Genomic DNA, 2,608 nt, shown 5'->3' on the forward strand with positions numbered 1-2,608 from the left:
GCACCTTCCGATCGAGGAAGTGCGCAGACCGACCGAGAGATGTTCGAGGCGAGGCACACCATGGACGCTCCGACCACCGCGTCGGCCGACAACGGCACTTCCGGCGGCGGGAGCGGGGGCGGTATGTGCCCCATGGCGGGCGGTTCGGGGGGCGCCATCACGGGCGGTGCCCCCGGTTGTGGTGCCGTCGCTCCGTCGCCAGTGTGTTGCTCGTCGTCGGGGCCGGGGCCATGGTCCTGGGCCGGTAGGGCCGTGCCGTCGGCCGTCAACGTCCTGCCCACCGGGCGCATCGCCGCCAGGCGTCGGCCCTCGGCCGCTTCCTGTTCGCTGCCCGGGGTCGTCGCCGGCTGCTTGCGCGGCGTGAACCAGCCGCTCCCGCCGCCGGAAGTGCCGTTGTCGGCCGACGCGGTGGTCGGAGCGTCCATGGTGTGCCTCGCCTCGAACATCTCTCGGTCGGTCTGCGCACTTCCTCGATCGGAAGGTGCCTCTTCCCCCGCGACGGCTTGCATTCCCCGTTCGTTGCCGCGATCCAATACGCCCACATTCAACCCGTATTCGCGCCCGGTACGGACAAGTAAGGCGAGAGTGTGACATTGGCCGCAGTGCTATCACCGCAGCATCCCACCGAGCGTCAGCGCCCTGGCCCGGTAACCGAGAATGCGGGTCTTCGATCTCTCCGTCCCATTACGCTGCTCCGCCTTGCGCTCGGTCCAAGCCGGGAGTGTGCATCACAGCCAGGACACGAACCGGAGTCGACCATACCGGCCGTTGCTCCGATCACAAGTCCCCCCTTCCTCCCTCACGAAAAGGGTCAGAGGACGAAGGGGCAATTCCTTCAATTACCGGCCGCTGCGCACCAATTCATAGGCTTCCCACAGATCCATCCCCATGTAGGTATGGGTCGCGAGGCCGGCCAGATGACGGTCCGCATTGACTGCGACGGACACTGGGACGGCTCCGAACAGGTCCTTGTCCGACAGCGAGTCGCCGTAGGCGACGCATTCGGCCCGCGTCACCCCGAACTCCTCGCACAGCCGGTCCGCGATGCGAACTTTTGCCTCGGCACTGAGCACTCCGGCCGGATCGACGGGCTCGGTGAACGGCACGGCAGGAAAGCGGGAACCGTACGCCGCGTGGGCGCCCCAGCCGGTCAGCCGCTCGACGAAGAACGATGGCGAAAGGGAAACCACGGCACAGTAGTCGCCCTGTCCCCTGATCTCCGCCCAGACCTCCCGGATCCGGGCCATCCAAGGCGCGCTCTCGAAAGCGGCCGTCACATGGAGCTCGGTGAGATCGGCCCAGAGCGCGTGTACCCGCTGCGCGTACTCCGGAGGGCCGATCAACCCTGCCGATATCTCCCGATCGAGCGCGACTGTCTCCGCCTCCAGCCCGAGCTGTCGTGAGATCTCCACGGGAGCGGATGTTCCGCGCAGAAGCGTGCCGTCCATATCGAAGAGGTGAAGTCTCGCCATGCGCATGAGGCTAATGGCCGGTGCGGTCGATCTCCTGGACGGTGATCTGAAGAGCCTCGCCAGGCAGTGGCCGTACCTCTCGGCGGGCATGGCCGCGAGAACCTTGTTGTCGTGGAAGGCCCTTTCGCGGATGCTCGGCGTTCGCTCATGTTTCACGTGAAACACCCAGCGTCTACCGGCGTGCTGTGCGGCGGCCCATGACATGGCCAAAAGGTCGTACGTCTCCCCGGAAACAGGTGGACGACCAGGGCAGTCGTCAGACAGCCTGACCTGCGTGCCGACTCCTTCCCTCGCTGCTCTGCCCATCCGCCGTCTGACGCTCCGCGACCTCACCGCCTGCGCCGACTTGTCCGAGGATCGGGGTTGGCCCCGTGAGGAACACAAGTGGGGATTCCTGCTCACAGCCGGGAGGGGCTACGGCATCGACGCCCCCGACGGCGGTCTCGTCAGCGCGTGCGTCGTCACGGACTACGGCCCTCAGGAGCGCCCCGATCTGGGAGCCATCGGCATGGTCCTGGTTGCCGAGCGGTATGCCCGCCGGGGCATCGGCCGCCGGCTCATGCGTCACATCGTCGACTCGATGGGCACCACACCGCTGACGCTGCACTCGACGCCGTACGGCCAGCCGCTGTACGAGGAGCTCGGCTTCAAGGTCACCGGCCGGGCGGAGATGCTGCGCGGGCGGTTCACGCCCAGTGCGTCGGAGCCGACGGTCGCCACGCGTGCGGCCACCGCCGAGGACCTCAGCGCCCTCGTGCGGCTCGACGAGGAGGTGTTCGGCGCTGATCGCACGCACATCATCACGCGGCTGCCCGCCTTCGCCGACCAGTTGCGCGTTGCCGAGGAGAACGGGCGGATCGTCGGATACGCGGGTGCCTGGCCCAACATGGACACGCAGGTCGTGGGCCCACTGATCGCCCGAGACACCGAGACCGCGAAGGCACTCGTCGCAGCCCTCGCCGCCCACACCGACCGTCCATTGCGCACGGACATCGACGTACGCCATGACGAGCTGCTGGCGTGGGCGAAGGAGCACGGTCTGGCCTCCGTCGCCTTCAACGCGGTCATGACGTACGGCATCTCGGAACTGCCCGGCGACTGGACCCGGCGCTTCGCTCCGCTGACCGTGGCGGCGG

At 67.7% G+C, this 2,608-nt stretch carries 2 protein-coding genes and 1 pseudogene; 1 reads left to right on the top strand and 2 read right to left on the bottom strand.

What is annotated here, in order from left to right:
• A pseudogene (locus EAO75_RS48070) lies at positions 1-425 on the bottom strand (hypothetical protein); the annotation flags it as partial.
• Positions 426-839: 414 nt separating this feature from the next.
• A complete protein-coding gene (locus tag EAO75_RS44480; protein ID WP_148000823.1) occupies positions 840-1,472 on the bottom strand; it encodes an HAD family hydrolase in 633 nt (210 codons plus the stop codon).
• 274 nt (positions 1,473-1,746) lie between these two features.
• Between EAO75_RS44480 and EAO75_RS44485 the strand changes: the two genes are divergently transcribed.
• Positions 1,747-2,608, top strand: an 862-nt coding sequence (locus EAO75_RS44485) for a GNAT family N-acetyltransferase (RefSeq protein ID WP_148000824.1), incomplete at its 3' end; no start/stop codon positions are given.

This window comes from Streptomyces sp. UW30, from assembly GCF_008042075.1.
In the GTDB taxonomy this organism is placed as follows: Bacteria; Actinomycetota; Actinomycetes; order Streptomycetales; family Streptomycetaceae; genus Streptomyces.